The following is a 531-nucleotide window of genomic DNA, read 5'->3' as shown; positions in this document are numbered from 1 at the left end:
AACGTTGTCGGTGGTGGCGCAGTTTTATTCAATAATTTCACCCCTGGTAATTTTGCTGATGATTTCATCGTCTTTTTGCCCACCAACAGTGGTACGGGTAGTTTCAAATACACCCTGAGTGATAATAATGGCGGCACAACTACAGGTACTGTCAATCTGCTCATTGGTTCTAGCCAACTCGGTGGCAATGGCAAAGACATCCTCACAGGGAATAATGGCCCTGACTTGCTTGATGGCGGCAATGGCAATGATACCCTCAATGGCGGTCTAGGCAATGATATCCTCATCGGTGGCAATGGTGATGACCTGCTGGTTGGCGGTGCGGGTGCTGATATTCTGGTTGGTGGTTCAGGCACTGATACTTTCCGCTTTGCTTTGGCTGATTCGCCACTCAGTAATTTTGACCGGATTCACGACTTGCAAATTGGCACTGACCGCATTGACGGCCCCAATGCTGTCAGCGCGGCTAATCTCAGGGAATTGGGGGCGGTGACTAGTCTTTCTGCTGGTGGTTTGGGGGCATTGTTGACT

The 531-nt window shown here is 49.9% G+C and carries 1 protein-coding gene; it reads left to right on the top strand.

What is annotated here, in order from left to right; all coding sequences use genetic code 11:
* A partial coding sequence (locus GNE10_RS35020) for a calcium-binding protein (RefSeq protein ID WP_397326720.1) occupies positions 1-531 on the top strand: 531 nt, incomplete at both ends.

Origin of the sequence: Nostoc sp. 2RC (assembly GCF_014222165.1) — a bacterium.
GTDB lineage: Bacteria > Cyanobacteriota > Cyanobacteriia > Cyanobacteriales > Nostocaceae > Nostoc > Nostoc linckia.
This window is presented reverse-complemented; position numbering and strand designations above follow the sequence as displayed.